At 70.5% G+C, this 21,435-nt stretch carries 24 protein-coding genes; 12 read left to right on the top strand and 12 right to left on the bottom strand.

All coding sequences use genetic code 11. The annotated features are described in order from the left end of the window. Positions 1-49: 49 nt before the first annotated feature. From ACFQZY_RS10920 to ACFQZY_RS10930, 3 genes are read right to left on the bottom strand one after another with little or no spacing between them, the layout of a single operon-like run. A complete protein-coding gene (locus ACFQZY_RS10920; protein WP_377415658.1) occupies positions 50-244 on the bottom strand; it encodes a DUF2892 domain-containing protein in 195 nt (64 codons plus the stop codon). A gap of 3 nt (positions 245-247) precedes the next feature. Then, on the bottom strand, positions 248-667 hold the full coding sequence (cueR, locus tag ACFQZY_RS10925; RefSeq protein WP_377415659.1) for a Cu(I)-responsive transcriptional regulator: 420 nt from the start codon (positions 665-667) through the stop codon (positions 248-250). Beyond that, on the bottom strand, positions 664-858 hold the full coding sequence (locus ACFQZY_RS10930) for a heavy-metal-associated domain-containing protein (RefSeq protein WP_377415660.1): 195 nt from the start codon (positions 856-858) through the stop codon (positions 664-666). Before ACFQZY_RS10930 ends, cueR begins: the two co-directional genes overlap by 4 nt. Positions 859-960: 102 nt before the next feature. Between ACFQZY_RS10930 and ACFQZY_RS10935 the strand changes: the two genes are divergently transcribed. The 3 genes from ACFQZY_RS10935 (at position 961) to gloA (ending at position 4,480) form a co-directional block, all read left to right on the top strand. Beyond that, on the top strand, positions 961-3,204 hold the full coding sequence (locus tag ACFQZY_RS10935) for a heavy metal translocating P-type ATPase (RefSeq protein ID WP_377415661.1): 2,244 nt from the start codon (positions 961-963) through the stop codon (positions 3,202-3,204). 119 nt (positions 3,205-3,323) lie between these two features. Further along, on the top strand, positions 3,324-3,890 hold the full coding sequence (locus ACFQZY_RS10940; RefSeq protein WP_377415662.1) for a hemerythrin domain-containing protein: 567 nt from the start codon (positions 3,324-3,326) through the stop codon (positions 3,888-3,890). Positions 3,891-3,943: 53 nt separating this feature from the next. Continuing rightward, a complete protein-coding gene (gene gloA / locus ACFQZY_RS10945; protein ID WP_377415663.1) occupies positions 3,944-4,480 on the top strand; it encodes a lactoylglutathione lyase in 537 nt (178 codons plus the stop codon). 15 nt (positions 4,481-4,495) lie between these two features. On the opposite strand, the gene ACFQZY_RS10950 is transcribed toward gloA, so the two are convergent. The 5 genes from ACFQZY_RS10950 to ACFQZY_RS10970 all read right to left on the bottom strand — a co-directional run bounded on the left by ACFQZY_RS10950 (position 4,496) and on the right by ACFQZY_RS10970 (position 8,156). Then, positions 4,496-5,602, bottom strand: coding sequence for an alkene reductase (locus tag ACFQZY_RS10950; RefSeq protein WP_377415664.1), 1,107 nt, complete (start codon positions 5,600-5,602; stop codon positions 4,496-4,498). A gap of 13 nt (positions 5,603-5,615) precedes the next feature. Continuing rightward, complete coding sequence (gene gstA, locus ACFQZY_RS10955; RefSeq protein ID WP_377415665.1) at positions 5,616-6,221, bottom strand: glutathione transferase GstA; 606 nt, start codon at positions 6,219-6,221, stop codon at positions 5,616-5,618. Between the two features lie 69 nt (positions 6,222-6,290). Further along, a complete protein-coding gene (locus ACFQZY_RS10960; RefSeq protein WP_377415666.1) occupies positions 6,291-7,184 on the bottom strand; it encodes a DUF4382 domain-containing protein in 894 nt (297 codons plus the stop codon). A 94-nt stretch (positions 7,185-7,278) separates the two neighbouring features. Further along, positions 7,279-7,560, bottom strand: coding sequence for a YkgJ family cysteine cluster protein (locus ACFQZY_RS10965; protein WP_377415667.1), 282 nt, complete (start codon positions 7,558-7,560; stop codon positions 7,279-7,281). Between the two features lie 5 nt (positions 7,561-7,565). Next, complete coding sequence (locus tag ACFQZY_RS10970) at positions 7,566-8,156, bottom strand: NADPH-dependent FMN reductase (RefSeq protein ID WP_377415668.1); 591 nt, start codon at positions 8,154-8,156, stop codon at positions 7,566-7,568. Positions 8,157-8,280: 124 nt separating this feature from the next. Between ACFQZY_RS10970 and ACFQZY_RS10975 the strand changes: the two genes are divergently transcribed. The 8 genes from ACFQZY_RS10975 (at position 8,281) to ACFQZY_RS11010 (ending at position 14,605) form a co-directional block, all read left to right on the top strand. Continuing rightward, a complete protein-coding gene (locus ACFQZY_RS10975; protein ID WP_377415669.1) occupies positions 8,281-8,481 on the top strand; it encodes a type II toxin-antitoxin system Phd/YefM family antitoxin in 201 nt (66 codons plus the stop codon). After that, on the top strand, positions 8,481-8,900 hold the full coding sequence (locus tag ACFQZY_RS10980; protein WP_377415670.1) for a type II toxin-antitoxin system VapC family toxin: 420 nt from the start codon (positions 8,481-8,483) through the stop codon (positions 8,898-8,900). Before ACFQZY_RS10975 ends, ACFQZY_RS10980 begins: the two co-directional genes overlap by 1 nt. A gap of 2 nt (positions 8,901-8,902) precedes the next feature. Beyond that, positions 8,903-10,858 (top strand): tRNA uridine-5-carboxymethylaminomethyl(34) synthesis enzyme MnmG, encoded by a 1,956-nt coding sequence (gene mnmG, locus ACFQZY_RS10985; RefSeq protein ID WP_377415671.1) that lies wholly within the window; start codon positions 8,903-8,905, stop codon positions 10,856-10,858. A gap of 26 nt (positions 10,859-10,884) precedes the next feature. Further along, positions 10,885-11,541, top strand: coding sequence for a 16S rRNA (guanine(527)-N(7))-methyltransferase RsmG (rsmG, locus tag ACFQZY_RS10990; RefSeq protein ID WP_377415672.1), 657 nt, complete (start codon positions 10,885-10,887; stop codon positions 11,539-11,541). A 43-nt stretch (positions 11,542-11,584) separates the two neighbouring features. Next, positions 11,585-12,199: a LysE family translocator gene (locus ACFQZY_RS10995; protein ID WP_377415673.1), complete on the top strand. Its 615-nt coding sequence runs from the start codon at positions 11,585-11,587 to the stop codon at positions 12,197-12,199. Positions 12,200-12,278: 79 nt separating this feature from the next. Beyond that, on the top strand, positions 12,279-13,058 hold the full coding sequence (locus ACFQZY_RS11000) for a ParA family protein (RefSeq protein WP_377415674.1): 780 nt from the start codon (positions 12,279-12,281) through the stop codon (positions 13,056-13,058). A gap of 48 nt (positions 13,059-13,106) precedes the next feature. Further along, positions 13,107-13,646 carry an RBBP9/YdeN family alpha/beta hydrolase gene (locus ACFQZY_RS11005; RefSeq protein WP_377415675.1) on the top strand — a complete coding sequence of 180 codons (540 nt, stop codon included), beginning with the start codon at positions 13,107-13,109 and terminating at the stop codon, positions 13,644-13,646. A gap of 29 nt (positions 13,647-13,675) precedes the next feature. Then, positions 13,676-14,605 (top strand): ParB/RepB/Spo0J family partition protein, encoded by a 930-nt coding sequence (locus ACFQZY_RS11010; RefSeq protein ID WP_377415676.1) that lies wholly within the window; start codon positions 13,676-13,678, stop codon positions 14,603-14,605. 92 nt (positions 14,606-14,697) lie between these two features. Here the strand turns inward: ACFQZY_RS11010 and ACFQZY_RS11015 are convergent, their stop codons facing one another. Beyond that, on the bottom strand, positions 14,698-16,122 hold the full coding sequence (locus ACFQZY_RS11015) for an FAD-binding oxidoreductase (RefSeq protein ID WP_377415677.1): 1,425 nt from the start codon (positions 16,120-16,122) through the stop codon (positions 14,698-14,700). 173 nt (positions 16,123-16,295) lie between these two features. Here ACFQZY_RS11015 and ACFQZY_RS11020 point away from each other — a divergent pair, with 173 nt between their 5' ends. Then, positions 16,296-16,859, top strand: a complete 564-nt coding sequence (locus tag ACFQZY_RS11020; RefSeq protein WP_377415678.1) for a cob(I)yrinic acid a,c-diamide adenosyltransferase — start codon at positions 16,296-16,298, stop codon at positions 16,857-16,859. Between the two features lie 6 nt (positions 16,860-16,865). On the opposite strand, the gene ACFQZY_RS11025 is transcribed toward ACFQZY_RS11020, so the two are convergent. Genes ACFQZY_RS11025 through ACFQZY_RS11035 form a run of 3 tightly spaced genes read right to left on the bottom strand, consistent with a single transcriptional unit; the run spans position 16,866 to position 21,378 of the window. Continuing rightward, positions 16,866-17,525 (bottom strand): hypothetical protein, encoded by a 660-nt coding sequence (locus tag ACFQZY_RS11025; protein WP_377415679.1) that lies wholly within the window; start codon positions 17,523-17,525, stop codon positions 16,866-16,868. A gap of 14 nt (positions 17,526-17,539) precedes the next feature. Continuing rightward, positions 17,540-19,666 (bottom strand): hypothetical protein, encoded by a 2,127-nt coding sequence (locus ACFQZY_RS11030; RefSeq protein WP_377415680.1) that lies wholly within the window; start codon positions 19,664-19,666, stop codon positions 17,540-17,542. A 2-nt stretch (positions 19,667-19,668) separates the two neighbouring features. Continuing rightward, entirely contained in the window at positions 19,669-21,378 is a 1,710-nt protein-coding gene (locus ACFQZY_RS11035) for a hypothetical protein (RefSeq protein WP_377415681.1), read from the bottom strand. Positions 21,379-21,435: the final 57 nt, after the last annotated feature.

Consider the following 21,435-nt stretch of genomic DNA (forward strand, 5'->3'; position numbering starts at 1 on the left):
GATTTCACCACCATTCGTCCCGTGCCCGCCGGCCGCGCCGGCACTCTCCCTACTCGGGGCGGGTCTTGCAGGTGTTGATGCCCAGGAGGCCGTAGGGCGGGCACCAGCCGACGAGGCCGGTGGCCAGGGGCAGCAGGCCCAGCCAGCCCCAGGCGCCGATGGCCCCGGTGGCCGCTGCGGCGACGAGCCCCAGGCCGATGACGATGCGCAGGATGCGGTCGATGCCGCCGACGTTGCGGTTCATGGTTCACTCCTTCTCGTGGTGGGAACAGGGGGCGGGGAGCCCCGACAGGTCGTCGAGGATGGGGCAGTCGGGGCGGTCGTCGCCCTGGCAGCAGGTGATCAGGGTCTGCAGCGTGCGCTGCATGGACTGCAGCGCCTCGATGCGGGCGGCGAGGTCGTCGGCGTGCTTCTGCGCGATGCGGCGCACGCTGGCGCTGGCCCGTCGGCGGTTGCGCCACAGGCCCACCAGCTCGGCGATCTCGTCCATCGAGAAGCCGAGCTCGCGGGCGCGCTTGATGAAGCGCAGCGTGTGGACCTCGGCCTCGCCGTACAGCCGGTAGCCGCTGTCGCTGCGTGCCACCGCGGGCAGCAGGCCGAGCGCCTCGTAGTGCCGCACCATCTTCGCGGACACGCCCGAGAGGCGGGCCGCCTCGCCGATGTTCATTGGACGGCGTAGCCCTCTTCGGCGATGGCCTGGGCGATCGCCTCGCGGGGCTTCTCGGTCTGCACGTCGACCTTGCCGGCGGGGCGGTCGATCTTCACCTCGGCGGCCGGGTCCACCGCCTTGACCGCCTGCGTCACCGCGCGCTCGCAGTGGCCGCAGGTCATGCCCTGGACCTGGAAAGTCTGGTTCATCATGTTGCTCCTGGAAGATGCCTGAATGGTGTGGAGGATGATCCTTCCCACAGTGGGAAGGTCAAGCCCCGTGCTTGACAAAGGTCAACCCTTGACCTTTCCATGATGGCAAGGTTCAAGCTGACCACCATGACCGCCACCACCTCCCTGCCCGATTCCCCCGCCACGCTCGACCTCGGCGTGGGCGGCATGACCTGCGCCTCCTGCGTCGGCCGCGTCGAGCGCGCCCTGCGCAAGCTGCCCGGCGTTCAGGAGGCCAGCGTCAACCTGGCCACCGAGTCGGCGCGCGTGACCTACGCGCCCGGCCCCGACATGGAGGCGCAGATCCGGCGCGCCGTGCGCAATGCCGGCTACGAGCCGCGCTCGCCCGAGGCGGCGCTGGCCGACGAGGCCTCGCCCTGGGCCGGCTTCGCGCCGGTGGGCCTGGCGCTGGCGCTGTCGCTGCCGCTGGTGCTGCCCATGTTCGCCGACCTGGCGGGCCGCCACTGGATGCTGCCGGCCTGGCTGCAGTTCGCGCTGGCCACGCCGGTGCAGTTCTGGCTCGGCGCGCGCTTCTACGTGGCCGGCTGGCACGCGCTGCGCGCGGGCAGCGGCAACATGGACCTGCTGGTCGCCCTGGGCACCTCGGCGGGCTGGGGCCTGTCGATGTGGATGTGGCTGGCCGCCGGCTCGCAGCACCTGTACTTCGAGGCCTCGGCGGTGGTGGTGGCCCTGGTGCTCCTGGGCAAGTGGCTGGAGGCGCGCGCCAAGCGCCAGACCACCGCCGCGATCCGCGCGCTGCAGGCGCTGCGGCCCGAGGTGGCGCACGTGGTCCAGCGTGACGGCAGCGAGGCCGACCTGCCGCTGGCCGAGGTGCTGGCCGGCGACCGACTGGTGGTGCGCCCCGGCGAGCGCGTGCCGGCCGACGGCGCGATCGAGGAGGGGGAGACCCATGTGGACGAGTCCATGCTCACCGGCGAGCCCCTGCCCGTGGCCAAGGCCGCCGGCGCGCGCGTGACCGGCGGCAGCATCAACGCCGAGGGCCGCTTCGTGATGCGCGCCGACGCGGTGGGCCAGGAGACGGTGCTGGCCAAGATCATCCGGCTGGTGGAGGACGCTCAGGCCGCCAAGGCCCCGATCCAGCGGCTGGTGGACCAGGTCTCGGCGGTGTTCGTGCCGGTGGTGATCGGGGTCGCCTTCCTCACGCTGGGCGGCTGGCTGCTGGCCGGTGGCGGCCTGGAGGCCGCCCTGATCCATGCGGTGGCGGTGATGGTGATCGCCTGCCCCTGCGCCCTGGGACTGGCCACGCCGGCGGCGATCATGGCCGGCACCGGCGTGGCCGCGCGCCACGGCATCCTGATCAAGGACGCGCAGGCGCTGGAGCTGGCGCACCGCGTCGACACCGTGGCCTTCGACAAGACCGGCACGCTGACCGTGGGCCGCCCGCGCCTGGTGGCCTTCGTGCCCGCGCCGGGCTGCGACGAGGCCGAGGCGCTCACCGCCGCGGCCAGCCTGCAGGGGGGCAGCGAGCACCCGCTGGCGCGTGCCGTGGTGGCCGCGGCGCGCGAGCGCGGCCTGGCCGTGCCGGCGCCCGCGGGCGTGCGCGCGGTGGCCGGCCGCGGCACCGAGGGCGAGGTCGGCGTGCGCAGCTTCCTCATCGGCAGCGTGCGCTGGATGCAGGAGCTGGGCGTGGACCTGTCCGCGCTGGACGCAGCGCTGCAGGGCCTGCAGCAGGACGGCGCCACGGTGTCGGTGATGCTGGAGCGCACCACCGCCGGCCTGGCGCCGCGCGCCCTCATGGCCTTTGCCGACGAGCCCAAGCCGGAGGCGAAGGAGGCGCTGGCGGCGCTGCGCGCGCGCGGGCTGCGGCTGGTGATGATCTCCGGCGACAACCGCGCCGCGGCGCTCGCGATGGGCCGCCGCCTCGGCCTCGCCGCGGACGAGGTGATGGCCGAGGTGCTGCCCGGCGACAAGGCCGCCCGCGTCGCGGCGCTGCGCGGGGGCGGGCACGAGGAGCGGCATGTGGTGGCGATGGTGGGCGACGGCGTGAACGACGCGCCCGCGCTGGCCGCCGCCGACGTGGGCCTGGCCATGGCCACCGGCACCGACGTGGCCATGCACGCCGCCGGCATCACGCTGATGCGCGGTGACGTGCGCCTGGTGGCGGGCGCGCTCGACATCTCGGGCCGCACGGTGCGCAAGATCCGCCAGAACCTGTTCTGGGCCTTCGCCTACAACGTGGCCGGCATCCCGCTGGCGGCGCTGGGCTTCCTGAGCCCGGTGGTGGCGGGCGCGGCGATGGCGCTGTCCAGCGTGAGCGTGATGGCCAACGCGCTGACGCTGCGCCGCTGGCGCGAGACGCCGTGAACGAACCGGCCGCACGCACGGCCTGCCGGGGCGCGCCGTGCGCGCTCGCGGCCTCCAGGCCCGCAGGGCGTTGACCTGGGTCAACGAAGGTTCGCAGCGCGCGTGGGAAGCTGCGCGCCATGCCTCCCGCACAGACCGCCTTCCAGATCATTCGCGACGAGCACGCCGCGGTGTCGGCGGTGCTGCGGGCGATGGCGCGGCTGATCGAGCGCGGCCCGGGCGATGCGCCCGAGGACTTCTTCGACCGGCTGCGCGCGATGCTGTTCTACATCGACGAGTTTCCCGAGCGCCGGCACCACCCGAAGGAGTCGGACCTGCTGTTCCCGAAGATCGTGCGGCACCTGCCCGAGCTGATGCCGGTGATCCGCCGTCTCGAGACCGACCACCTGCAGGGCGAGGGCCGCGTGCGCGAGCTGCAGCACCTGCTGCTCGCCTGGGAGCTGCTCGGCGAGCCGCGGCGCGAGGCCTTCGAGCAGGCGGCGCAGACCTACCTGCGCTTCTACCTGGACCACATGCGGGTGGAGGAGGTGCAGCTGCTGCCGGTGGCCGAACGCGAGCTGCCGCGTGAGGTGGTCGCCGAGCTCGACGCCGCCTTCCGCGGCCACACCGACCCGCTGGCCGCGGGCGGGCCGCAGCCGGGCTACGAGCGCCTGTTCGCCCGCATCCTGGTCAAGACCCCGGACTGACCGGGAAGGGCCCGCGCAGGTAGACTGCGCGCCTTTTTTCGCGACCTGCTTCCATGGCCTTCGACACTGAACAACAGCCCGGCGTGAGCGCCGCGCGCCCCGCGGCCAGCCGCGGCTTCACGCTGAACCATTCCATGCTGCGCGTGAAGGACCCGGCGGTCTCGCTGGCCTTCTACACCGGCGTGATGGGCATGCGCCTGCTGCGCAAGCTCGACTTCCCCGAGATGAAGTTCAGCCTGTACTTCCTGGCCCGCGTCGACGACGGCGAGGCCATCCCCGAGGAGGTCGGCGAGCGCACCGTGTGGACCTTCCGCCAGCGCGGGCTGCTGGAGCTCACGCACAACTGGGGCACCGAGTCCGACCCCGGCTTCAAGTACCACGACGGCAACGCCCAGCCCCAGGGCTTTGGCCACATCTGCTTCTCGGTGCCGGACCTCGCGGCGGCAGTGGCGTGGTTCGACGAGCAGGGTGTGGCCTACGTCAAGCGCCCCGAGCAGGGCAAGCTGCGTGACGTGGCCTTCATCAAGGACCCGGACGGCTACTGGATCGAGATCGTCCAGCCCGAGCTGCTCGCCGGGCTGGGGCGCTGAGCCTGCGCAGGCGGCTTACCCGGCGAGCGTCGGGTAGTCGGTGTAGCCCTTCTCGCCGCCGCCGTAGAAGGTGCTGCGGTCTCCCTCGTTCCACGGCGCGCCGCGCTGCAGCCGCTCCACCAGGTCGGGGTTGGCGATGAAGGGCCGGCCGAAGGCCACCAGGTCGGCGCCCCGTGCGAGGGCGCGGTCGGCGAGGGCGGCGTCATAGCCGTTGTTCACCATCCAGGCGCCGGTGCCGCCGGCCTCGCGGTAGGCGCGGCGCAGCGCCTCGTAGTCGAAGGGGCGCCCCTCGACCTCGCGCGGGCCGCCGGTGGCGCCCTCGATCACGTGCACATAGGCCAGGCCCAGCGGCGCGAGCTGGCGCACCAGGTACTCGAACAACGGCTGGGGGTCGGCGTCGACCACGTCGTTGGCCGGCGTCACCGGCGACAGCCGGATGCCGGTGCGGCCGCCGCCGACCTCGGCCACGATCGCGCGCACCACCTCCAGCGGGAAGCGGGCGCGGTTCTCGACGCAGCCACCGAAGGCGTCGGTGCGCTGGTTGCTGCCGGTCTTGAGGAACTGGTCCAGCAGGTAGCCGTTGGCGGCATGCACCTCCACCCCGTCGAAGCCGGCGCCGGTGACGGCGGCCTGCGCGGCGTGGCGGTAGTCGTCGACGATGCCGGGCAGCTCGGCCGCCTCGAGCGCGCGCGGCGCGGAGGTGTCCTCGAAGCGGCCCTGGCCGTTCTCGATCAGGTAGGTCTTGGTCCGGGCGGTGAGGGCCGAGGGCGCGACCGGCGCGGCGCCGCCGGGCTGCAGCGAGGTGTGGGAGACGCGGCCCACGTGCCACAGCTGCACCACCATGCGGCCGCCGCGGGCGTGGACGGCGTCCGTCACCGGCTTCCAGGCGGCGACCTGTTCCGGCGTGTACAAGCCGGGCACGTCGGCATAGCCCTGGCCCTGGTGGCTGACGGGCGTTGCCTCGGAAATGATCAGGCCGGCGCTGGCGCGCTGGGCGTAGTAGGTCGCCATCAGCGGCGTGGGCACGGCGCCGGGGGCGCGGTTGCGGGTCAGGGGCGCCATCACGATGCGATTGCGCAGCGCGAGGTCACCCGCGCGGGCGGGGTCGAAAAGGGTCGTCATCCGGTCGGGGGGGTTACTTCAGGCCTTCGGCGGCCAGGGCTTCCTGGACTGCGGGGCGGGCCCGCATGCGCTCCTGGAAGGCGATCAGGTTCGTCATGCCCGACAGGTCGATCTTCATCACGGCGGCCCAGCGGCTCACGGTGTAGAGGTAGGCATCGGCGACGCTGAAGGTGTCGCCCATGAGGTACTGCTTGCCGGCGAGCTCGCTGTCGACCCACAGCAGGCGGTTGATCAGCTTGTCGCGGAACACGCCCTTGGCCTCTTCGGGCACCGCGGCGTTGAACAGCGGCCCGAAGCCCTTGTGCAGCTCGGTGCTGATGAAGGTCAGCCACTCCTGCACGCGGTAGCGGGGCAGGGTGCCGTTGGCGGGGGCGAGGTTCTTCTGCGGGACCTGGTCGGCGATGTACTGCACGATCGCCGGGCCTTCGCGCAGGCGGGTGCCGTCGTCGAGCTCCAGCAGGGGCACGTAGCCCAGGGGGTTGATGGCGTAGTAGCTGCTGCCGTCGGGCAGCTTGTGCGTCTTGGTGGGCGCCAGCACCAGTTCGAAGGGCAGGCCCGCCTCGCGCAGGACGATGTGGGGCGAGAGCGAGCAGGAACCGGTGGAGTAGTACAGCTTCATGGCGTGGAGGAAGGGTCAGGGGTGGAAGACCCCTGATCCTATCCACGTGCGGGAAGCCCCGCGCCGTCCTCAGAAGTTCGAGGTCGTGGTGGTGTTGGCCGTCACGGTCACGGTGCGCGTGCCGAGGAAGACCAGCGTGTCGTTCGCCTCGGGGTTGTCGGTGCCCGCCTGGCAGGTGTAGGCCAGCGTGTAGCTGCCGGCCGGCAGGAAGGCCGCGGTGTAGCTGGCCACGCCGTTGGTGGTGACCACGTTCGCCGAGGTGACCGGCTGGGTGCCGGTGCCGCCGACGTCGTCGGGCGTGGCGCCTGCGCCGGCGTAGACGTAGATCACGCGGACCGCGCCGGTGGCCGGGCAGCTGGCGTCCTGCAGGAAGGCGGTGCCCACGGTGCCGGAGACGGTGCCGACCTGCGTGTTGTCCACGATGCGCAGCGCCGGCTTCAGGAAGTACGGGCTGCCGGCGGACTGCGGATGGGTGATCGACTTGCGCAGGTCGAAGTCGATGGTGAAGGTGGAGGTGCCGCCATTGGGCACGGTGAAGCCGCTGACCAGCTTCAGGCCGGACTGCGAGCCGCTGGGCACGCGCAGGGGCACCTTCGTGCCATCGGTCTGCTCCAGGTACGAGGCGAGGTCGTTGCCGGTGGCGTTGACCAGCAGGCGCATCCACTCGTACTGGCCGGCGGTGACGGTCGCGCCCTGCAGCAGGGCCGCGGCGTTGCCGCCCTGCAGCGCCAGCAGGTCGATGGTGCGGGGCGTGCTGAAGTTGATGACCTGTTCGTTGTCGCCGGCGCGCTTGATGGCCACGCCATCGAACTGCACCACCACGGCGGTGGCGTCGTCGACCGGGGCGTCGGTCACGCCGACATTCAGCGTGCCGGTGCCGGGCCCGCCGCCGCCGCCGCCGCCGCCGCAGGCGGCGAGCGTGAGGGCCAGGGCCAGGCCGGTGAGGGTCTTGAGGGAATTCATGGTTGCCGTTCTCCTTCTTGGATGCCGCTGTCGCAGCCATGCAACCTTAATGCTGACTCGGTCCGTATGGATGAGTTGTTTGGTGAAAAGCCTGTCAGGTTTGTAACAGAGCCGGGCCGCTCCCGGGCCGGGTCGCCGCTTCCAGGCGGGTGAGCCAGGTGATGGCCTGCTCCCGGGTCGTGCCGCACATCTCGGCCGAGGGCTGCAGCCCGGCGCAGAAGGCGGGACGGTCGGGGTGGCCGAAGATGCGGCAGCGCTGGTCGGCGTCCAGCTGGACGCAGGGCACGCCGGCCGGCTTGCCGTGGGGCATGCCGGGCAGGGGCGAGGTGATCGAGGGGGCGGTGCAGCAGGCACCGCAGCCCGGCCGGCAGTCCATGGCGCTCAGGCCCCCTGCAGCCGGGTGGCGGCCGCGATGACCTGGTCGACCACCGCCTCGACGGCCGCGCGGGCCTTGTCGTTCACCAGCCGGCCCTGGGCGTCGAAGGCGTCGGCGGCCTTGCCCAGGGCGTGGTTGCGCGGCGCGACCCAGCACTTGATGTTGAGCAGCAGCGGGGCAAGGTGGCTCTGCGCCCGCAGCCCGCCCAGGGCGCCGGGCGAGGCGCTCAGCATGCCCACCACCTTGCCGCGGCTGGCGCGGAATTCGTCGCCCCAGGTGGGGTCGCCCTGGACCGGGCTGGTGACCCAGTCGATCACGTTCTTCAGCAGCGGCGGGTAGCTGGCGTTGTATTCGGGCGTGCAGATGATCCAGCCCGCGTGGTCGAAGAACACCTGCTTGAGCTGGACCTGGGCCGGCGGCCGGGCGTGGGCCTCCAGGTCGGCGTTGTAGAGCGGCAGGTCATAGTCGGACAGCTCCAGGAGCGTCACCCCCTCCACCTTGGGCCGCGCCATTTCGGCCACGGCCCGGGCGAGCTGGCGGTTGTAGGAGGCGGCGCGGGTGCTGCCGGCGAAGACGAGGAGCTTCATGGCCCTCATTGCAGCACAGGATCGGACGGGTGGAGGGCGGCACGAGGGCAACGGGTTTTACAATGTACATAAATGGAGATTTGTACATATGCAATCCCTGTCACTGAGTGAGTTCCGTGCGCACGTGTCCGAGATGCTCGACCTGGTCGAGCAGAAGGGGGAGAGTGTGCGCATCCTGCGCCACGGCAAGCCGGTGGCGGAGCTGGTGCCCGTGCGTCCGGAGTCGGCGGATGTGCCGAGTTACCTGCAGCCGTTCGAGCCGATCCGCTACGCCAAGCCTCCGAGCAAGGGTGGCGCCGAGATGATCATCGAGGAGCGGGACGGAGGCTGGTGATGAAGGTCCTGTTCGACAGTTCCGCGCTGTTCAAGCGCTATGCCGGCGAGGCCGGGGGGGATCAGGTCCTGGCCCTCCAGGGCCGGGCCACGTCCATCGTGCTCGCGGCCCACTGCTTCACCGAGCTGATGTCGGCCCTGACGCGGCAGTGGCGGGAGGGCGCCTTCGGCGACGCCGAATTCCGCCGTGTGCACACCCGGATGCGCGAGGACTTCGACGCCTACCGGATCGAGCCGCTGTCCCGGACGGTCGAGGACCTGGCGGTGGCTGCCATGGCCTTGTCGCCGCTGCGCCCGATGGACGCGCTCCACATCGGCTCGGCCCAGGCGGCCCGGGTCAACCTGTTCGTGACGGCCGACCGCCGCCAGGCCGCCGCCGCGCAAGTCGTGGGCTTGCGCACCGAATGCATCGAGATCTGACCATGCTGTATCCCCAAGAATTCGACGTCATCGTCGTCGGCGGCGGCCACGCCGGTACCGAGGCCGCGCTGGCCGCTGCCCGCATGGGCTGCCAGACCCTGCTGCTGACCCACAACATCGAGACCCTCGGGCAGATGAGCTGCAACCCCTCGATCGGCGGCATCGGCAAGGGCCACCTGGTCAAGGAGGTCGACGCGCTGGGCGGCGCCATGGCCATCGCGACGGACGAGGGCGGCATCCAGTTCCGCATCCTCAACAGCTCCAAGGGCCCGGCCGTGCGCGCCACCCGCGCCCAGGCCGACCGCATCCTTTACAAGGCGGCCATCCGCCGCCGGCTGGAGAACCAGCCTCACCTCACGCTGTTCCAGCAGGCCGTCGACGACCTGATGGTCGAGGGCGACCGGGTGGTGGGCGCGGTCACGCAGATCGGCATCCGCTTCCGCGCGCGGACGGTGGTGCTGACGGCCGGCACCTTCCTCGACGGCAAGATCCACGTCGGCCTGGAGAACTATGCGGCCGGCCGCGCGGGCGACCCGCCGGCGGTGTCGCTGTCCGGACGCCTCAAGGAGCTGAAGCTGCCCCAGGGCCGCCTCAAGACCGGCACGCCGCCGCGGCTGGACGGCCGCACCATCGACTGGTCCCGGTGCGAGGAGCAGCCCGGCGACCTGGACCCGGTGCCGGTGTTCAGCTTCATGGGCAACGCCGCGATGCACCCGAAGCAGGTGCCCTGCTGGATCACCCACACCAACGAGCGCACGCACGAGATCATCCGCTCCGGCTTCGACCGCAGCCCGATGTTCACCGGCAAGATCGAGGGCGTGGGCCCGCGCTACTGCCCCAGCGTCGAGGACAAGATCAACCGCTTCGCCGACAAGGACAGCCACCAGATCTTCCTGGAGCCCGAGGGCCTGACCACGCACGAGGTCTATCCCAACGGCATCTCCACCAGCCTGCCGTTCGACATCCAGTACGCGCTGGTGCGCTCGATGAGGGGCCTGGAGAACGCGCACATCCTGCGCCCGGGCTACGCCATCGAGTACGACTACTTCGACCCGCGCTCCCTCAAGAGCAGCTTCGAGACCCGGCAGATCCAGGGCCTGTTCTTCGCCGGCCAGATCAACGGCACCACCGGCTACGAGGAGGCGGCGGCCCAGGGCCTGTTCGCCGGCATCAACGCCGCGCTGCAGTGCCGGGGGGAGGGCGCCTGGGTGCCGCGCCGGGACGAGGCCTACCTGGGCGTGCTGGTGGACGACCTGATCACCAAGGGCGTGACCGAGCCCTACCGGATGTTCACCAGCCGCGCCGAGTTCCGCTTGCAGCTGCGCGAGGACAACGCCGATATGCGGCTGACCGAGGCCGGCCGCAGACTGGGGCTGGTGGACGATGCGCGCTGGGACCTGTTCAACCGCAAGCGTGACGCTGTTTCACGTGAAACCGAGCGGCTGAAGGCGACCTGGGTGAACCCGCGCATCCTGCCGGCCGCCGAGTCCGAGCGGGTGCTGGGCAAGGCCATCGAGCACGAGTACAACCTGGGCGACCTGCTGCGCCGCCCGGGCGTGGGCTACGAGTCGCTGGTGGGCATGGATGGCGGCAAGTACGCGACCCCGGCTGTTTCACGTGAAACGCTGGGTGACCTGTACGCGCCCGTGGTGGAGCAGATCGAGATCGGCGCCAAGTACGCCGGCTACATCGAGCGCCAGAAGGACGAGGTCGAGCGCGCCGCCTACTACGAGAACCTGCGGCTGCCGGCCGAGCTGGACTACATGCAGGTGACGGCGCTGAGTATCGAGGTCCGCCAGAAGCTGGCCAAGCACCGCCCCGAGACCCTGGGGCAGGCGTCGCGGATTTCGGGGGTGACCCCGGCGGCCGTGTCGCTGCTGCTGGTCCACCTGAAGAAGAGCAAGTACCTGGGCTTTGCCGACGCCGCCGCCAACCAGGCCGGCCCGGAGGCCGCGTGATCCCGGAAGCGGGAAGGGGAGGGGCGATGACGGAATCGCCGTATGCCGGTCGGCTGCGTGCCGGCCTGGCCGCACTGGGACTGGCGCTGGATGAGGGGCGGCAGGCGCAACTGCTGACCTACCTCGGCCTGATCCAGAAGTGGAACCGGGTCTACAACCTCACCGCGGTGCGCGACCCGGACGAGATGTTCGGGCTGCACCTGCTGGACAGCCTGGCCGTGGTCGGGCCGCTGCGCCGGCACGCCGGCGGGCGGGCGCTGCGCCTGCTGGATGTCGGCTCCGGCGCGGGCCTGCCGGGCGTGGTGCTGGCGATCTGCTGCCCGGACATGGCGGTGGATTGCGTGGACACGGTGGGCAAGAAGGCTGCCTTCATCCAGCAGGTGGCGGTCACGCTGCGCCTGCCGAACCTGCGCGGCGTCCATGCCCGGGTGGAGAACCTGGCCGGGCCCTACGACGTGATCAGTTCCCGGGCCTTCGCCTCGCTGGCGGACTTCGTGGCCTGGTCCGGTGGAGCCCTCGCCGACGGCGGTGTCTGGCTGGCGATGAAGGGCAAGCATCCGGCCGACGAGATCGCCGAGCTGCCGGCAGGCGTGTCGGTGTTTCACGTGGAACCCTTGACGGTGCCGGGCGTGGACGCCGAGCGGTGCATCGTCTGGCTGAAAAGGGAGCAGGGCCTCACGTAAACTCGGCCCATCCTCCAAGACCACTCCGGGAACCCAGATTTTCATGTTCGGCGTTGCAGACTACGGTGCCTTCGTCGCGGCCATCGTGCTGTTCCTCGCCATCCCGGGTCCCGGCAACCTGGCGCTGATCACCTCCACCGGCAAGGGGGGCATCCGGGGCGGCCTGGCGGCCACCCTCGGCGTGATCGCCGGGGACCAGGTCCTGCTCTGGGCGGCGGTGGCCGGCGTGGCCGCGCTGCTGGTGGCATTCCCCCCGGCCTTCCATGCCGTCCAGTGGCTGGGCGCCGCCTACCTGGCCTGGCTGGGCCTGCGGATGCTGCGCGCCAAGCCGGGCGACCAGCCCGTGCTGAACATCCAGCCCCGGCAGTATTTCCGGCAGGCCGCGGTCATCACCCTGCTCAACCCGAAGGCCATCGTGTTCTACATGGCCTTCTTCCCCCTCTTCGTCGATCCGGCCCGCCACCAGGGTCTGGTGACCTTCGGCGCGATGGCCCTGACCATCGCCGCGCTGACCTTCGCCTATGGCCTGGTCGTCGTGCTGCTGACCCATTTCATGGCCGAGCGGCTGCGGGCGAATCCGCGGATCGGCTCCTGGCTGGAAAAGCTGGCGGGCGTCTTCCTGATCGGCTTCGGGCTCAAGCTGGCCCTGGGCCGTTAGGGGTGGCATGTGAGTGGCCGCCCACAAGTAACAAGTAAAGAACCACTAACCCCTCATGCCCAGGCCGGGCGGGACTGACATGGCACGAATCTTTTGCGTCGCGAACCAGAAGGGCGGGGTCGGCAAGACCACCACCACGGTGAACCTGGCCGCCGGCCTGGCCAAGGTCGGCCAGCGGGTGCTGCTGATCGACCTGGACCCGCAGGGCAACGCCACCATGGGCTCGGGCATCGACAAGCGCGAGATCGAGTACACGGTCTACGACGTGCTGCTGGAGTCCGCTTCCGTGGCCGAGGCCCGGGTGCGCGCCGAGCGCTGTGGCTATGACGTGCTGGGCGCCAACCGCGAACTGGCCGGTGCCGAGGTCGAGCTGGTCGGCCTGGAGCGCCGCGAGAAGCGCCTGAAGCAGGCCCTGGCCGCCGTGGCCGGCGATTACGACATCGTCCTGGTCGACTGCCCGCCCTCCCTGTCCATGCTCACGCTCAACGGCCTGTGCGCCGCCCATGGCGTGATCGTGCCGATGCAGTGCGAGTACTTCGCGCTGGAGGGCCTGTCCGATCTGGTCAACACCATCAAGCAGGTCCACGCCAACCTCAACCCCGACCTGCAGGTCATCGGCCTGCTGCGCGTCATGTTCGACCCGCGGATCACCCTGCAGCAGCAGGTGAGCGAGCAGCTCAAGGGCCACTTCGGCGAAAAGGTGTTCGACGCCGTCATCCCGCGCAACGTGCGCCTGGCCGAGGCGCCCAGCTATGGCCTGCCCGGCGTGGTGTTCGACCCGTCGGCGCGCGGCAGCAAGGCCTTCATCGACTTCGCCAAGGAGCTGGTCGCCCGCATCAGCCGCCTGGAATACCGTTGAGCCGTACTTCCATGCGACAGGTGAGCGCTCGCTACCGGAATTGACCCCATGAAACCGTCCAACGTCCTGATCCTCCCAGGCTGGCACAACAGTGGCCCCGCCCACTGGCAGACGCTGTGGGAGCAGCGCCACGGCTACCGGCGCGTGGAACAGCACGACTGGGACCGGCCGCTGCGCGGCGACTGGATCACCCGGCTGGAGGAGGTCCTGCTCACGTGCGACGAGCCAGCGGTGCTGGTGGCCCACAGCCTGGGCTGCGTGCTGGTGGCCGCCTGGGCCTCGGTCAGCCGCAACACCGACCGCGTCAAGGGCGCCCTGCTGGTGGCGCCCGGCGACGTCGAGCGGCCGGACATGCAGGGCCAGCTGCACAGCTGGCGGCCGATCGCATTGCAGCGCCTGCCATTCCGCAGCGTGCTGGTGGCCAGCCAGGACGACCCGCACTGCCACTTCGCTCGCGCCCGCCAATTCGCCGCCGACTGGGGCGCGCAGTGCATGGACCACGGCAACGCGGGCCACATCAATGCCGACTCCGGCCTGGGCAGCTGGCCGGAAGGCCATGTGCTGCTGCAGGACCTGATGTCCTCCTGAATCCCGGATCCTCAGAAAGAAACGCCACGATGGTGACCAAGAAACCCAAGGGCCTGGGCCGCGGCCTGGAAGCCCTGCTCGGACCGTCGGCCTCCGCCGCCCCGGCCGATGCCCCCGCTGCCGGCCCCGCCGGCGGCCAGACCGGCTCGCTCAAACTCGACGAGCTGGTCCCCGGCCAGTACCAGCCGCGCACGCGGATGGACGAAGGCGCGCTCTACGAGCTGGCCGAGAGCATCAAGGCCCAGGGCATCATGCAGCCCATCCTGGTGCGCCAGCTGCAGAGCGGGCCGAACGCCGGCAAGTACGAGATCATTGCCGGCGAGCGCCGCAGCCGCGCGGCCCGCCTGGCCGGGCTGGACAGCGTGCCGGTGCTGGTGCGCGAGGTGCCGGACGAGGCCGCAGCCGCGATGGCCCTGATCGAGAACATCCAGCGCGAGGACCTCAACCCGCTGGAAGAGGCCCAGGGCCTGCAGCGCCTGGTCAAGGAATTCGGGCTGACCCACGAGCAGGCCGCCCAGGCGGTGGGCCGCTCGCGCAGCGCCGCGTCCAACCTGCTGCGCCTGCTGAACCTGGCCGAGCCGGTGCAGACCCTGCTCATGGCCGGCGACCTGGACATGGGCCATGCCCGCGCCCTGCTGGCCCTGGAGCGGGCCGCCCAGATCACCGCGGCCCACCAGATCACCGCCAAAAGCCTGTCGGTGCGCGAGGCCGAGAGCCTGGTCAAGAAGATCGGCGCCGAGTTCAACCTGGTCTCGCCCAAGCCCAAGAAGGAGAAGTCGCGCGACCTGCGGCGGGTGGAGGAGGAGCTGTCCGACCTGCTGACCGCCGAGGTCGAGGTGCGGGTGAAGAAGCGCGTGAAGCGCAACGGCCGCATCGAGGAGATGGGCGAGGTGTCCATCCAGTTCGGCTCGCTGGACGAGCTCAACGGCCTGATCGACAAGCTGCGCGCCACCGCCTGATCGACAGGCTGAGCGCGACCGCCTGGGCCCCGCCGGCCCCGGAAAGACAAAGCCCCGCAGTGCGGGGCTTTGTCCTTGGCGAAAGGGCCGGCTTACAGCGCGAAGATCTTGCCCGGGTTCATGATGTTCTTCGGGTCCAGCGCGCGCTTGATGGTGCGCATCATGTCCACCGCCCCCGGGCCGGCCTCGGCCAGCAGGAAGCCCATCTTGTGCAGGCCCACGCCGTGCTCGCCGGTGCAGGTGCCGCCCAGGGTGAGGGCGCGGGTGACGAGCTGGTGGTTCAGCGCCTCGGCCTTCTCGTGCTCGGCGGGGGCGTTCGGGTCCAGCAGGTAGCCGAAGTGGAAGTTGCCGTCGCCCACGTGGCCCACCAGGAAGTAGGGGATGCCGCTGGCATCGGCCTCGGCCACCGAGTCGAGCAGGCAGTCGGCCAGGCGGGAGATGGGCACGCAGGTGTCGGTGGAGATGACGCGGCAGCCGGGGCGCGACTGCACCGCGGCGAAGTAGGCGTTGTGGCGGGCCGTCCACAGGCGGGTGCGGGCCTCCGGCGTGGTGGCCCACTCGAAGGCGTTGCCGCCATGGTCGGCCGCGATCTCCTGCACGGTCTGGGCCTGCTCCTCGACGCCGGCCGGCGAGCCGTGGAACTCCATCAGCAGCATCGGCTCCTCGCGCAGCGTGAGCTTGCTGTGGGCGTTCACCATGCGCACGGTGTTCGCGTCGATCAGCTCCACCCGGGCGATGGGCACGCCCATCTGGATCACCGCGATGGTGGTGCGCACCGCGGCCTCGATGCTGGGGAAGGAGCAGGTCGCCGCCGAGACCGCCTCGGGCAGCGGGTAGATGCGCAGGGTGATCTCGGTCATCACGCCCAGCGTGCCCTCGCTGCCCACGAACAGGCGGGTCAGGTCGTAGCCGGCGGAGGACTTCTTGGCGCGGGTGCCGGTGCGGATCGCCTCGCCCGAGGCGGTGACCACCTCGAGCGCCAGCACGTTCTCGCGCATGGTGCCGTAACGCACGGCGTTGGTGCCCGAGGCGCGGGTGGCGCACATGCCGCCGAGGGAGGCGTCGGCGCCCGGGTCGATCGGGAAGAACAGGCCCGTGCTCTTGATCGCCTCGTTGAGTTGCTTGCGCGTCACCCCGGGCTGCACGGTGACCGTGAGGTCCTCGGGGTTGACCGACAGCACCCGGTTCATGCGGGACACGTCGATGCAGATGCCGCCCTGCACCGCCAGCAGGTGGCCCTCCAGCGAGGAGCCCACGCCGAAGGGGATCACTGGCACGTCATGGGCAGCCGCCAGGCGCACGGCGTCGGACACGTCCTGGGTCGACTCGGCGAACACCACCGCCGCCGGCGGCGGCGCGATGAAGGGCGACTCGTCGCGGCCATGCTGCTCGCGTACCGCCAGGGCCGTCGAGCACTGCGCGCCGAAGCGGGCCTGCAGCGCCTCGATCAGTGCCGGCGGGACCTCGCGCAGCGCGAGTTCGGGGACCAGGTGGGAGGTGGCGGTGGGAGCGTTCATGGGGCAGGCGGGAAAAACAGCGCCCCAGTGTATTCGCCGGGCCGCGCTGCGGTACTGCGGTTGCCCCTGATGGCGCCAGGTCCTCCCCGCTGCCCCCGGGCCGGCGTCGGCCCCGTGCAAGGTGGCATAGGACAATGCCACCTTTCCAATTCGAACCAACCGGAGACTGCGCCATGGGCAAGCGCCTGACCCAGATCGCCACCCGCACCGGCGACGATGGCACCACGGGCCTGGGAAACAACACCCGGGTCGCCAAGAACCACCTGCGCGTGCAGGCCATGGGAGATGTCGACGAACTCAACTCGCACATCGGCCTGCTCCTGTGCGAGCCCATGCCGCAGTCGGTGCGCGACCTGCTCGTCGAGGTGCAGCACCAGCTGTTCAACCTCGGCGGCGAGCTGTCCATTCCCGGCTTCGAGCTGCTGCAGGCCGAGGCGGTGATCACGCTGGACGAGGCGCTGGAGGACCACAACGCCACGCTGCCCCGGCTCGAGGAGTTCATCCTCCCCGCCGGCACGCGCGGCGCGGCCCAGGCCCATGTGTGCCGCACCGTCTCGCGCCGCGCCGAGCGCGCGGTCGTGGCCCTGGGCGCGGCCGAGCCGCTGCGTGATGCGCCGCGCCAGTACCTGAATCGGCTGTCGGACCTGATGTTCGTGCTGGCGCGGGTGCTCAATCGCCTCGACGGCGGCGACGACGTTTACTGGAAAAGCAAGCGGCTCGCCGGCGGCGGGGCCTGAGTCCGGTCAGATCGAGTCGACCTTCTCCTCGGTGGAACTGGTCGACGCCGGGGCGACGCTGACGTTCACGCCCTTGAGGACGTTCACGAACGCCGGCAGGGTGGCGCCCGCGAGCTCCGCGGCGCGGCCCAGGCGGGTCAGCGAGTCCTTGACGGGGAGCACCTTGCCCACGCTCATGGGGTTGGACGCCACGGAGCTGACGAGGCTCTGGCCGGTGGACACCAGGTCCTTGGACTGGAACACCCCCAGCAGGAAGTTGCCCACGCCCTTGGCGACCTGCTGCTGCTTCTCGGCGCTCAGGGCCTTGGTCTGGGCTTCCAGGTCCTTGCTCTCGCCCAGGCGCTTGAGTTCGGCGAGCGCGCTTTGCTGGACTTCCTGGAACTTGGCGCCGGCCTCCTTCGGCTCGGTGAGCTTGCCCACCTCCTCGAACAGGGTCCGGGTCTTGGCCAGCTCGCCTTCCTTCAGGTAGGCCGCGGCGATGGCGAGGTAGGCCTTGGACAGCGTCTTCTCGATGTTGAAGCTCTTGGTCAGGAACGCGGCGACGTCGGCATCGACATTGCCGCCGCCGGAGCCGCCGCGGGCACCCCCCAGGAGGCCGCCGAACTGGGCGAAGGCGGGAGCGGCCGTCAGGGCGACGGCGCCGGTCACGAGGGATCTGCGTTTCATGGTCATGGGTAGGCTCACTTGGTTGCGTTGAGTTTTTCGATGAGTTTTGGCAAGTTCTTGGACACGCTCTCGATCGCCTTGGAACCGGCGAAATGGGTGACCTGGGGCATTGCCACGCCCTTGATGCTCAGCTTCTCTGCCTGGACGAAGTTCGCCACGCGCTCGGCCCCCTTCTCGAGGATGACGGTCGCGGCGGCCAGCATGTCGAAGCCGCAGCTGTCGCCCTGGCAGGCGGGCGGCTCCGGCTTGACCAGGTAGCCGGGGCGCACGCAGACCTCGGTGGCGGTGGGGCGCTGCAGCTTCAGCTTGAACTTGCCTTCGTCGAGGAGCCGGTTGGCGTCCGCGTAGAACGCCGGATCCGCCAGGGCGACCTGCAGCTTCGCCGCGCTGTAGGCGCCGTGCTGCAGCACCGGCAGCAGGAAGCCGGCGGGGATGGAGCCCGGGGCGACATAGGGCGTCTCGCACTCGCTCATTCGCACCTGCCCCTTGCGCGGCATGTTGGCGATCACGACGCGGTCGCCCCGGCGCACCTCGGTGTCGAGCGGTGTGTACGAGAAGACCGTCGCGTCTCCCTCGGCCCGGGGCTCCCCGGCGCCGCTGCCAAGCGCCAGCCGCCAGGCAGCCTGCTGGCCATGGACCTGGACGTTCAGCGGACGCAGGACGTCGAAGCTCACCGACGTGCCGGGCGGCAGGGCCAACCCCTGCACCGTGAAGGCGTTGCGGCTGGCGGACGAGACCTCGTACTCGCCGGGCTGGAACCTGACGTTGGCCACGAACTTCTTCGCGACGGCCCGCGTCGCGTTCTTCAGCGAGACCTCGAAGGCGTTGGCGAGGTCGAGCCCGCGACCGCCCTTCTTGTCCAGTTGGTAGTAGTCCTGGCCCATCTCCGAGAACAGCACATGGCCCGCGTGGTCGACCAGTTGCGCGGTCACCGTGGCGGCGAAGGACTCGCGCGTCTCGACGCCCCCGGCGCCGGCCTCGAGGGTGACCGGGGACAGCGAGTGCTGGAACCTCAGGAAGAAATCGGGCGCATCCTGCCGGCTCTCGAAATCCTTGCGAACCGAGGCGAACTTGCTCCAGGGCACGCAGGCGGCCTTGGCCTCGATGCTGGCTTGCGTGTCCTTGAAGTTGGCGTCGACGGCGGCGATCTGGAAGCCGGCGTGGACGCCGATGTCCTTGGCGAACAGGTCCGCGATCGCGGAAGCCCGGGGCTCGGCCTCGCCGACCACGGGCATGACCCGCGGCTTGCGCGAGTCGTCCGCCTCCATGCCGAACTGGAAGGTGAGCTCGTCGCCGGTGGCCAGGCTGCCTTCGCTCGGCTTCAGGATCGCGTAGCGCGATTCCGCGCCGAGGACCCGCACCAGGACCGTTTGGCCCGTCCGGGTGTTCACCGCCTCGGCCTCGTCATTGACCACGAAGCCGGCCTCGAAGCCCTTGTCGGCGACGAACACGCCCTGGGACTGGCCGACGATCCTGACCGTTGCGTCCTTGGGCTTGAAGCCCGCCTGCAGGCCCTTGACCAGCTCCGAGACCTGGCTGGCCAGGCCCTTGGCGATCTCCTGCGCGATCGAGGCCGTGCTCGCCTGCAGCTCCGCTTCCGAGCCAAAGCGGAAGCGCGAATACAGCGTCTCCGACAGCGAATAGACCACCTTGGCCTTCTCGGGCTTGACCAGCTGGAGGTTCAGCGTGATCGGGACCAGCAGTTCGACCGCGCCCCGCTCCCGCGGCACCTGGTACCAGGACGCGCGCGTGATCCCCGCCACCACGGCATAGGACTGCTGGACCGGGACATTGAAGCCCTCGGCGCAGCCCAGGCTGTCGTTGTTGATGTAGCGGTAGGCGCCGCCGGAGCGCACGTTGCGCACCTGGCGGGCGTGGACCACGCTGTCCGGGAACGCGCGTTCCACCTGGCCCGCGAAGTGCTCCAGGATCGACGCCTGCATCGCGGGGTCGATGAGGCGGCGCACGCGCGGATCGACCAGCGGGCGCTTCTCGGGCGGCAGGCTGTTGCTCACGCCCTCCAGCTCCTTGACCGGGAAGACGAAGAACTGGGACGCCTGGGCGCAGGCGGCGCCACTGGCCACCAGCAGGGCGATCACGGATCGCCGCCAGGGGGCGGCATGCAAGGTGCGGGCTTCCATGCTCAGTAATCCGCGGGGCAGCGCCCTTCGACGCAGACCACCACGCGGTTGCCCTTGGTCTGCACCTCGGCGTTCTTCATCTCGGCGCCGAGCTTGTCCAGCATCCGCTCGATGCGGCGCGCCAGGTCGCCGCCCTTGGACGACATCGTGTAGACGCGGGTGGATTCGGTGCGGCGGTCCTCGCGCAGCTCGCCGACGAGTTCACGCAGCGCGTCCTCGAAGCCGCCACCGATGCCGCGCGTGATCCGCTCCGAGCTGAAGAGGGTGACGGTGTAGGACTGCCCCATCTGGGCCAGGCGCTGGAGCTCGCGGGTCGCGGCGTTGCCCACGGTCTGCGCCAGCTCGGTCGCCAGGGCGGAGGCCAGGTTGGAGCGGCAGTCCTGGTCGGAGCTGCCATCGGCGCGCTTGACCAGGGTGCCCACCACGAGCCCGCGACCGGTGTTCACATTGAACGAATCCAGCTTCAGCATGCCGGAGCACAGCGTCCGGCCGCTGGCGCTCTTGCCCTCGGCGTTCATCACCGAGGAGCCGAACACGACGTACTTGGCGTTGAAGGGGTTCTTCGCGGCCTTCTGGGCGTACATCTCGAACTTGCCCTGGGTCTCGATGTCCGAGATCAGCATCTTGCCCTTGCCGGTCTCGCGCAGGTCGCGCTCCGGCGTGTACTCCAGGCCGTACTGCCGGGTGACCTGGGCCAGTCGCTGCGCGATCAGCGCGGAGGCCGCGTCCGCGGGCTTGGCGTTGTTCAGGTCAGGGAAGACCGTCTTCGACTTGAAGCTGGTGACGTCCTTCTGGTTGACGATGTTGTTCTGCTGCTGCGCGAAGCTGCCGGACTGCACGTTCTTGCGGTCCGAGGCGGAGGCGCTCGAGGCATTCACGCTCGAGGCGACGCGGGTGTCGGAGCTGGCGGCCGCTGCCACGCTCGATTGCGAGCTGCCGGCGTAGGCGCTGCGCTGGGCGCCGGCGACCTGGGTGTCGCGCGCGGCGGCGGCGGACCCGCCGTAGCCGTCCTGCACCGCCGCGGCGCGGCGGTCGCTGCCCGCGAACGAGGAGGACTGGCTGCCGGCCACGCTGGCCTGGCGGTTGGCGGCGTAGCTGGAGGACTCGCGCGAGGAGGCTGCCATCGAACCCTGGTAGGACGAGGCGGACGACGACTTGCTGCTGGTGTCGGAGAAGCTCGCGCCCGAAGACCGCGAGCTGGTGTCGGAGGAACTGCTCTTGTCCTGGAAGAACTCGACCTCGCTCACGATCGGCTTGCTCGGGTCCAGGTTGGTCGCGATGCCCCAGTACTCGTCGATCAGGAAGACGATGGAGGCCGCCTCCATCACGTTGGCGTTCTGCAGGCCGAGCGAGCGAGACAGGTCGGTCAACTCCGCGCTGTCGACGGACAGCGTGGTGCGCGCCGTCAGGATGTCGCCCTCGGTGACGTAGGTGGTCTTGAGGTTGGGGCCGAAGTTCTTGACCAGCTCGCCGATGGCTTCGTCCGCCTTCGGTCCCTTGGCTTCGACGTTCAACCGCAGCTTCAGGGCGGCGCGGATCGCGTCGTACTCGGCCTGGCGGCGGGCCGCGGCGCGGGCCGCGATCGGGTCCTTGTGGGACTTGATGCTCACCTCCGCCTGGCCGACCTGGTTGATCGCCTCGGCCCAGGCGACGACGGAGGAGGCACAGGCGGCGGCCGCAGCCATGCCGAGGACCAGCTTCTTGAATTTCAAGGGAGACCTTTCAACAGGGGGAGGGGACGGGGCTCGCCTGGCCGCAAGCGCCAGGTG

This window comes from Ramlibacter sp. GCM10027632, from assembly GCF_042675325.1.
In the GTDB taxonomy this organism is placed as follows: domain Bacteria; phylum Pseudomonadota; class Gammaproteobacteria; order Burkholderiales; family Burkholderiaceae_C; genus Ramlibacter.

What these genes read in the sequence shown, in the direction of transcription:
- ACFQZY_RS10920 (WP_377415658.1), bottom strand. Translation starts at nt 244, where the DNA reads ATGAACCGCAACGTCGGCGGCATCGACCGCATCCTGCGCATCGTCATC.
- cueR (WP_377415659.1), bottom strand. Translation starts at nt 667, where the DNA reads ATGAACATCGGCGAGGCGGCCCGCCTCTCGGGCGTGTCCGCGAAGATG.
- ACFQZY_RS10930 (WP_377415660.1), bottom strand. Translation starts at nt 858, where the DNA reads ATGAACCAGACTTTCCAGGTCCAGGGCATGACCTGCGGCCACTGCGAG.
- ACFQZY_RS10935 (WP_377415661.1), top strand. Translation starts at nt 961, where the DNA reads ATGATGGCAAGGTTCAAGCTGACCACCATGACCGCCACCACCTCCCTG.
- ACFQZY_RS10940 (WP_377415662.1), top strand. Translation starts at nt 3,324, where the DNA reads ATGCCTCCCGCACAGACCGCCTTCCAGATCATTCGCGACGAGCACGCC.
- gloA (WP_377415663.1), top strand. Translation starts at nt 3,944, where the DNA reads ATGGCCTTCGACACTGAACAACAGCCCGGCGTGAGCGCCGCGCGCCCC.
- ACFQZY_RS10950 (WP_377415664.1), bottom strand. Translation starts at nt 5,602, where the DNA reads ATGACGACCCTTTTCGACCCCGCCCGCGCGGGTGACCTCGCGCTGCGC.
- gstA (WP_377415665.1), bottom strand. Translation starts at nt 6,221, where the DNA reads ATGAAGCTGTACTACTCCACCGGTTCCTGCTCGCTCTCGCCCCACATC.
- ACFQZY_RS10960 (WP_377415666.1), bottom strand. Translation starts at nt 7,184, where the DNA reads ATGAATTCCCTCAAGACCCTCACCGGCCTGGCCCTGGCCCTCACGCTC.
- ACFQZY_RS10965 (WP_377415667.1), bottom strand. Translation starts at nt 7,560, where the DNA reads ATGGACTGCCGGCCGGGCTGCGGTGCCTGCTGCACCGCCCCCTCGATC.
- ACFQZY_RS10970 (WP_377415668.1), bottom strand. Translation starts at nt 8,156, where the DNA reads ATGAGGGCCATGAAGCTCCTCGTCTTCGCCGGCAGCACCCGCGCCGCC.
- ACFQZY_RS10975 (WP_377415669.1), top strand. Translation starts at nt 8,281, where the DNA reads ATGCTCGACCTGGTCGAGCAGAAGGGGGAGAGTGTGCGCATCCTGCGC.
- ACFQZY_RS10980 (WP_377415670.1), top strand. Translation starts at nt 8,481, where the DNA reads ATGAAGGTCCTGTTCGACAGTTCCGCGCTGTTCAAGCGCTATGCCGGC.
- mnmG (WP_377415671.1), top strand. Translation starts at nt 8,903, where the DNA reads ATGCTGTATCCCCAAGAATTCGACGTCATCGTCGTCGGCGGCGGCCAC.
- rsmG (WP_377415672.1), top strand. Translation starts at nt 10,885, where the DNA reads ATGACGGAATCGCCGTATGCCGGTCGGCTGCGTGCCGGCCTGGCCGCA.
- ACFQZY_RS10995 (WP_377415673.1), top strand. Translation starts at nt 11,585, where the DNA reads ATGTTCGGCGTTGCAGACTACGGTGCCTTCGTCGCGGCCATCGTGCTG.
- ACFQZY_RS11000 (WP_377415674.1), top strand. Translation starts at nt 12,279, where the DNA reads ATGGCACGAATCTTTTGCGTCGCGAACCAGAAGGGCGGGGTCGGCAAG.
- ACFQZY_RS11005 (WP_377415675.1), top strand. Translation starts at nt 13,107, where the DNA reads ATGAAACCGTCCAACGTCCTGATCCTCCCAGGCTGGCACAACAGTGGC.
- ACFQZY_RS11010 (WP_377415676.1), top strand. Translation starts at nt 13,676, where the DNA reads ATGGTGACCAAGAAACCCAAGGGCCTGGGCCGCGGCCTGGAAGCCCTG.
- ACFQZY_RS11015 (WP_377415677.1), bottom strand. Translation starts at nt 16,122, where the DNA reads ATGAACGCTCCCACCGCCACCTCCCACCTGGTCCCCGAACTCGCGCTG.
- ACFQZY_RS11020 (WP_377415678.1), top strand. Translation starts at nt 16,296, where the DNA reads ATGGGCAAGCGCCTGACCCAGATCGCCACCCGCACCGGCGACGATGGC.
- ACFQZY_RS11025 (WP_377415679.1), bottom strand. Translation starts at nt 17,525, where the DNA reads ATGAAACGCAGATCCCTCGTGACCGGCGCCGTCGCCCTGACGGCCGCT.
- ACFQZY_RS11030 (WP_377415680.1), bottom strand. Translation starts at nt 19,666, where the DNA reads ATGGAAGCCCGCACCTTGCATGCCGCCCCCTGGCGGCGATCCGTGATC.